A 7,456-nucleotide genomic window follows, 5' to 3' on the forward strand; every position below is an offset into this window, starting at 1 on the left:
ACGCCAAATTGAATTCGACGGAAAAGAAAAAAGGGCAAACCTTTTGGAATGCCCCTATTTATCAGTATCTTCGGTTGAAATACTTTTTTCCTTACGTCAAATAGACAACCACTATTCGACGGAAACTATCATCCTTCAAGCGACTTCATATAATCCTCAACACTTACCCCTACATCAACATCAATATGACCTGCGATAATCTTTCTTCTGATATAATCGCCATACGACTTAGTAGTAACCTTCATCTCGAGTTGACAGTCTTCCTTCAGGAACCGTGTGATAGACGCCCCGTTAGGAGTCCCAGGATAAACATACCCCTGACTTCCCCAATACCGGAAGAAAGCCACCACGCTCTGATTCAGCAACCCGTCACTGGTAGAAAGCTGCTCCTTGGAAATATGATGCAGCTTGAGATAATTCACGAAATCATCCGCCATTCTCCTTGTCAGGTTCACGTCCTTTTCCCCATTCTTATCTGGAAAGAGCACCTCTGCGGTTCTTCCTGCAGCCGGAGGAGTACTTTTTTTCGTATCATCAACTGTTTTACATCTAGCAGAATCCATATCATCAGCAAAGTATTTTGCCATGATTTGCTCGAGAGCGTCAGCCGATACGTTTCCCCCGATAGTTAACTCCTTATGATGGTCGTTGTGTACGGCACCATCCCCATAATATGCATTCATTGTCTATTTGTTTTAGAATCCAACATTATTATATTTGAAGCATTACTTTCAGGAGCCAGATAAACCTGACTACTATGATCTTCATGCATCGCACCCTCACCATAATAAGCCCCGCAATTTACAATCGGAGTTTGTTGTTTGAATTTCTGCATAATCTTCTCTGACAGACCAGGCTGAATCTTAGCCCATGCAGGGTCTTTTGCCAAGAGGAGAGATAGATTGCCAAAGATGGCTGATGCCGTGGAAGGATCTAGACGCAACAACTGCGTCTCTATCAAATCAACGGGTACGCGCGACTCTACAGCCTCAGCAAATTGCTTCGTAACCTTCTCCATATCAGAAGATAACTTCCCCACAGAATCCTGCAACAGGATTACCTTCTCATTCAGTTCATCATAACTCATGAATCTGTTTTTCATTATCTCTTCAAAATCAGCGCCAAAGATGATGTTGCACAGTTCGTCCAAATCATCCTTCTGTGGAGTAGTCTTCAAGATTTCCTCCAGTCTTGCCATGTGCTTCGCCAGTTTCTCTCTACTCTTGGGAGTAACAAACAATTCATCCTTTCGCAACAGAACCGCTTTATAGAATATGTGTACATAGGGATGAAAAGACCGAGCAACAACCACATTGTTGATAATCTGTACGAAGGCCTTGAAATTGGAGCCTACGATTCTTCTCACCATAAAAGAATACACATTTGTCAAGTAACTCCAGTTTTCCCCTAGCTGTTTCTCCAGAAAATCCTTATGCTTTTCCGGCAAATCCGCATGCTCTATCATCAGGTAGGCAGACAAAACGCACAGCATTGCTCCACGCTTACTATCACCGCTAACTTCCAGTTTCTCTATCTCCTTATCAATCTCATCTTCTGGCCATAGCTTGATATAAGGACGGTAAGACTGTCCCATAATGCATCGCAATAACTGAAAAAAACTATATAGGTAGCCCGTTCTGCAATATGCAGAATCCAGAAGCTCCATTATGTTATGCTCGCCTACGAGTTTATCAAGCTCATTATAGGCACACATCCATGAGGATACCCGGTAACACACATCAGAAAAATCGCTGCTCTCGATATAGTCACCCGACAACAAACGCCAATAGATAGGTTTCATCCTTTGATGAAAAATTTCCATCCACTCCTGGTCATGAAAACAGCAATCAAATTCTTCAGCCGTTTCACGAATGTTCCAACCTTCAAGAGCTTCTCCACCATCAAAGATTTCCGTTAAAGGCCAGACGAAACAATCATCTATCTCATTTTCAACTGTATACATAGATTATTATATTTTTAGGTACGGAAACCCCCACCTGGTTTGAGCGCTCAGTCTCATCACCAGGTGGGGCTTTCCGTTCTTATTAGTATCAATTATGATGCAAAAGTAATATTTTTATTTAAAACCTCCAAAAAAAAAGACTATTTTTTTCATATTCGCATCATTTTCTTTATTCTTCTATTATTTGATTCCTACAAAATCACTCAAAGGCATTATTTTTGCACAAAAAGTGTTCAACTTTTCTTTTAAATTAGGTATCCCTTTAAGCTCAATAGGTTTAGTTCCATCAAAAGAAAGAACTATATAATAAGGGGCATGTTGAGGATGGAAACCATATTCCTCTAATGTTTCTTTAGTCCATATCTGAAATGTTCCTCTCTTTTTCAATTTGAACAGTTGGCAATCTTCTCCTGCAGTATGCAATAACAGATACTGCATACGTTCAAAACCAGGAGTAACACAAAGTGACCCTTTAGAGTTTCCTGCACGAAGATAACAGATACCCTTTTCTATCATCTTTGCCTTCAAATCTTTACGTGCATGATTCACCATCACCATCACTTCTTCGGGATTCTCGGAAATCTTTCTGAGAATTTTCTCTGCCATATCCGAATTCATAATTTCCAGTTTTCTTCTGATTCCATAATCCAAGAAATCTTTACTTTGGTCGATACCTATGAATTTTCTATCCAGTAAATTCGCAGCAATACCCGTGGTACAACTACCAGCAAATGGATCCAAAATCGTATCTCCCTGATGAGTTGAGGCGAGTATTATTCTATATAGCAACCGAAGAGGCTTCTGTGTAGGATGCTTGCCGCACTTCATTTCCCAAGAAGACAAGAATGGAATTCTCCAAACATCCGTCATCCGCTTACCGCCATTCAATTGTTCCATCAAGTCACAATTGAAGAAATGCTGGTGTATTTCATCTTTTCTTGCCCAAATAATATACTCGGTTGTAAAATCAAAATAGTTACGCGACAAAGTAGGCTTGGCATCTGTTTTTTGCCAACAGATTATGTTGAGAATCTTGTATCCAAGTTCCTGCATACATGAGGCCACGGAAAAAATATTATGGTAGGTTCCAGTTACAAAAATGGTACCGCTATTTTTCAATACTTTTCTACATGCCGACAGCCATTGTCTATTAAACAGATTGATTTTCTCTAAAGAGACAACTCTATCCCACTCTCCTTTATCAAATGATTTCCATGTTCCATTGATACATCTGGCTATATTTTTCGACAGAAAATAAGGAGGGTCAGCAAAGATAACATCCACTTGCTTACCTACTTCACCAATGAGATTCATAGAATCTCCTTGATACAAAACAAACTCCTTATTGTCTGAAGAAAAATAGGGTTCTGTCATTATATTACAAAATCTAAATCCAATTGAACAGGTTGCAGAATCTCGGATGTCTTTACCGCTTCATGCAAATCGAAATTGAAAACCAAAGCCTCTACCATGGCATGACGATTCTCCAGATGTCCTCCAGCCTGGTAAAAGTGTTCCTGGGTCTCTACATTAAAATGGTTCCAAAAACGCTCCATCATATCATTCGCCCTAAACTCATTATGATGCCATGTTGACAAAATAAAATGAGCTGGAGTTTTCTCCAAAGCATGAAAAAGAGCTTCTTCATCCTCTTCCGTCCAACCATTGTAATAGTCCACATAACGGCCATAATAAGGTGGATCACAGTATATTAAATCTCCTGTTTTTGCCTGCGCTATAGTATCTGCAAAACCTTGATTATGAAACTCCCACTTCCCTAGATGAATCACACGCTGCGCAGCTCCTATCTGATTACAAATCTTGGTGATATAGGCTGGTGCAAAACGATTGGGCTTTTTACAGAAAGGTATATTCCATTCACCCCTACGATTAAAACGCATCATACCATTGAATCCTGCTCTTGAAAGAAAGATAAAGTCGAAAGAGCTAAACTCTCTATTGAAACGATCTCTCACCTTCCGATAATGTGCATAGCCGCCCTCATCTGCTTCTAAAAGCAGTTTTCCTTCATGCTCCAAATAACTACGCATATTTTCGGGAGTAATATCACCCCGCAAAACAGCATTGTAAAAATTGATGATATGCGGATTACTATCTGCTATATATCTACGTCCTCCAACAGGTGCATTCAAGCCAACTACGCCGGTACCGAAAAAAGGCTCTACCCAATTAGTTTTAGACAGGTCTAGCCCCGAACGTTGTATAATATCATTAATCCAAGGAACCAATTTAGTCTTGATACCCTGAGACTTAATTGGAGGGACTATTGGTTTTGCTATATTCATAATCTTTTGCTAATTTTACTTTTATTATTTACATATTGCTTATATGTCTCCAAATTTGAATAATGAGGAGAGCCAATACCTGCTCTTTGAGCATCTGCCTTATTGAAATAGCCCATCCAATAATCATCGAAAATATCTTCACCAAATTGAGCAAATGGTCCTTGTCCTGCAAGAAGCTTGCTGACACTTGCTATTCCGCCAATATTTCTAGTATTTCCACTACCTGGTATATCATTGGCAATCTTCCACTTGGGTTGTACAAAGAAGATAAATTTCTCGATAACAGAATGTATAGCATCCAACTCATCTATTTGATACGTCGTTTTTTCATTTTCTTCAACGACGCTCTGCTTATAAATTATTCCTAAAACTATATGGGAAGCATACTCATTATATGCATGATCCATATTCATAATAGAATCCCTATTACGAAAATATCCCCAATAAGAACCTAAAGTCAAACCATTGATTTTATCATCTTGATAATAACTAGACTTAAAATCCACAGCAAACAAATTACCTTCCTTATCTTTAAAAGTTAAGTCTGGATAATAATTTTGTTTTGACGGAAGTTCCAACTCTAATCCGTTTTTCTCAGCAAAAGCTAACAGTTTAGGGATAAGAAGTATTTCTATAACTTTAGAGACGACTTTAGTGTCATTTGTAATGGTATAAACATTTTTATTGATGTCAATAAATCCCTTGACAACCCAGTCTCCACTGTCTGTCTCCAAAAAACTCTTATATGTGGAAACCTCTTTAGCAAGAAGGTCAAAAAACATCTCTTTTGTCATGATATTTTGTATTTAATTCTAAAATATTCGCCAAAGGTACTACTTTATTCCCAAAATTCCAAGGAAAATCGAAAAATCAAAACTTAAATTCAAAGTCGCACTTCTCGATGTTGCACAGCTTCTCCAGCTGCTCAGCCTTATGAGCCTTCAGTCTTTTTACCCATTCCGCCATCTTGGGAGAAGAACTTTTAATTATTATCGTTTCATTTACATGTACCATAAGCCTATAGTTTTAATATCGGGGCAAAGATATGACTTTAATTTGAATTCGCCAAACATTTTAACGGAAAAGTTGCACTTTTATAGTCAACATTTAAGAAAAAAGAGCCAACGTATCTATATTTTTCGTATCTTTACCGGCAAAATACGGATAGGTTTGTCCGCTAACTTGATAAAGTGAATTGTATGAAGAAATATTTGATATTCCTTATATTCATAGGACTAAGTTCTTGTATTGATGCTCAGACAGTCAAAGAGACTGTCCGTAGCAAGTATGGCGAGAACCTAGGTACTGCAGAAACTACGGTAAGAGGTGGCAAGCGTGTGACTGTGTATAGAGACAAGTATGGGCAAATTACTGGAACATCAGAAAGTAAGACCCACGCTTTTGGCAAGACCACTACGGTATACAAGGATAAGTATGGTCAAAAAACAGGCACCAGCACCAGTACAACAAGTCATGGATTGTTCTCTTCCAGAACGACTTCTACCACTTATCGTGATAAGTATGGCAAGAAAACAGGTTCTTGCATCACCAAACATTCAGGAAATACAGGTACCACCGTCTATAGAGATAAGTATGGGCAGGTTACTCGCAAGGGCACTGCTAAGGGCAGGTTACCAAACAAAAGTGCCAATTATTATGGATGGAGCAGTTCAAAGTCAAGGGGAAAATGACTCTCTCCACGTTGCGCAGCTTCTTGAGGTTGTAAAGCTTTTGCCTGGAGTTTTAAAGCTTTTGCCCTTACAGGGCGTTGGTTTGTATATCATTAATACCCAGGGCGTTGCCCTGGGCTAGGAGCTTCTGCCCTTTCAGGGCGTACTGCTTGTGTATTGCTTCTGTCCCTTACCTTCGCACCGGTGACCGTTGGTTCAGGGCGTGTGGTGCACAGTGAATGAAAACTCAGGGCGTGATATCTGTAACTGAACTTTCGCATATGGGGAAGTTAAGTGAAGTTAGGGAAGTTAGAAGGAAGTTAAGGGACAAATGTCCTACGTTTTACGCTAGAAGACTATTGTCCCTTAACTTCCCAAACGACCGTAGGGAGTGATAACTTCTTTAACTTCAATCAATTCCCTCACTTGCGAAACTTGAATCTGTAATCTATTTCTCTCGTTTCAGCAGCAGAATTTCCTCTGCCGACAGCCCTGTTATTTCCATCACCGTAGCTGCATCCATACCATTTGCCAGCATCTTTCTGGCAATCTCAATGCTTCGCTGGTTCATGCCTTTCTCCATGCCTTCAGCCATGCCTTTCTCCATGCCTTCAGCCAAGCCTTTTTCCATGCCTTCAGCAAGTCCTTCTTCTTTACCTTCTCTCTTGGCGGTATCAATCGAATTCTTGATATCACGATATGCCATCTTGCTGGCTTCATACTCCCGCTGCTCCTGTGGAGTGAATTTTGCAATCTCGGCTTCTTCAAAGAGACGGTCGAAGACCTTATCGCATAACGCCTTAGGACGCTGGGTGAGCTTGTAGAGATTCTTCAGGGCATAGAGCCACTTGTCGTAAAGCGTTTCCAGCTCGTCCAAAGATTTGTTGAACTTGGCGATTTCCACATAGATAAATTCCAGCTTATCGTAGAATATCTTGTGCGTGGCAGTATCGCATAGCTTTACGTGATGTCGGATTTTTTCCTTATCGAAGGCATCCTCGTTCATGTTGAAGTTAAGCAGGGCAATCGTGTAGATATGGTTGAGCTTGAAGTCCCATTCATTACCCTTGGGAGCCTGCTCACGGATAGGAAAAGTGGAATAGAACAAGGCACGGTCCTTGAAGTATGTCTGGTATGCATTCTGCATTTCCACGATAAACTTCTCGCCGTTTTCTCCTTCACAATATACGTCAAAGATGGCCCTGCGGTCGGTATATACATCTCCCACGTGTTCCGGGTTCAGATACATCACGTCCTTAACAACCTGTCTTCCGTTGAACAAGCTGTTGAGGAAACAGATCAGCAAATCCTTATTGGGAGCTGATCCGAAAATTCGCTTGAAACCGAAATCGGTCAGCAAACTGATATATCTTTCTTCTACCTGCTTCATAATCCCTATGATATTATTGTTTCGTTTATGCGAGCAAATTTACGACTTTATTTTGAAACACGCAAGGAATTCATAGAAAAGTTTTAGAAAAAGTGATCTGATAGCATTGGGGATATCATAATCTTAT

Annotated in this window: 8 protein-coding genes; 1 reads left to right on the plus strand and 7 read right to left on the minus strand. The window is 40.0% G+C overall.

Going from position 1 to position 7,456, the window contains the following annotated elements; genetic code table 11:
- Positions 1–128: 128 nt before the first annotated feature.
- From ACQRBJ_RS13845 to ACQRBJ_RS13870, 6 genes are all read right to left on the minus strand, one after another.
- A complete protein-coding gene (locus ACQRBJ_RS13845) occupies positions 129–683 on the minus strand; it encodes a hypothetical protein (RefSeq protein ID WP_445303938.1) in 555 nt (184 codons plus the stop codon).
- Positions 680–1,963: a hypothetical protein gene (locus ACQRBJ_RS13850; protein WP_445303939.1), complete on the minus strand. Its 1,284-nt coding sequence runs from the start codon at positions 1,961–1,963 to the stop codon at positions 680–682. Before ACQRBJ_RS13850 ends, ACQRBJ_RS13845 begins: the two co-directional genes overlap by 4 nt.
- 180 nt (positions 1,964–2,143) lie before the next feature.
- Positions 2,144–3,337 (minus strand): DNA-methyltransferase, encoded by a 1,194-nt coding sequence (locus ACQRBJ_RS13855; protein WP_445303940.1) that lies wholly within the window; start codon positions 3,335–3,337, stop codon positions 2,144–2,146.
- Positions 3,337–4,269: a DNA adenine methylase gene (locus ACQRBJ_RS13860; protein WP_217761816.1), complete on the minus strand. Its 933-nt coding sequence runs from the start codon at positions 4,267–4,269 to the stop codon at positions 3,337–3,339. Before ACQRBJ_RS13860 ends, ACQRBJ_RS13855 begins: the two co-directional genes overlap by 1 nt.
- Positions 4,266–5,063, minus strand: a complete 798-nt coding sequence (locus tag ACQRBJ_RS13865) for a type II restriction endonuclease (protein ID WP_445303941.1) — start codon at positions 5,061–5,063, stop codon at positions 4,266–4,268. Before ACQRBJ_RS13865 ends, ACQRBJ_RS13860 begins: the two co-directional genes overlap by 4 nt.
- Positions 5,064–5,139: 76 nt before the next feature.
- Positions 5,140–5,283, minus strand: a complete 144-nt coding sequence (locus ACQRBJ_RS13870; RefSeq protein WP_445303942.1) for a hypothetical protein — start codon at positions 5,281–5,283, stop codon at positions 5,140–5,142.
- Between the two features lie 185 nt (positions 5,284–5,468).
- On the opposite strand from ACQRBJ_RS13870, the gene ACQRBJ_RS13875 reads away from it, so the two are divergent.
- Complete coding sequence (locus tag ACQRBJ_RS13875; RefSeq protein ID WP_445303943.1) at positions 5,469–5,960, plus strand: hypothetical protein; 492 nt, start codon at positions 5,469–5,471, stop codon at positions 5,958–5,960.
- Positions 5,961–6,387: 427 nt separating this feature from the next.
- Here the strand turns inward: ACQRBJ_RS13875 and ACQRBJ_RS13880 are convergent, their stop codons facing one another.
- On the minus strand, positions 6,388–7,329 hold the full coding sequence (locus tag ACQRBJ_RS13880) for an Rpn family recombination-promoting nuclease/putative transposase (RefSeq protein WP_445303944.1): 942 nt from the start codon (positions 7,327–7,329) through the stop codon (positions 6,388–6,390).
- Positions 7,330–7,456 lie beyond the last annotated feature (127 nt).

Source organism: Prevotella sp. SGI.167 (genome assembly GCF_050313615.1).
GTDB lineage: Bacteria > Bacteroidota > Bacteroidia > Bacteroidales > Bacteroidaceae > Prevotella.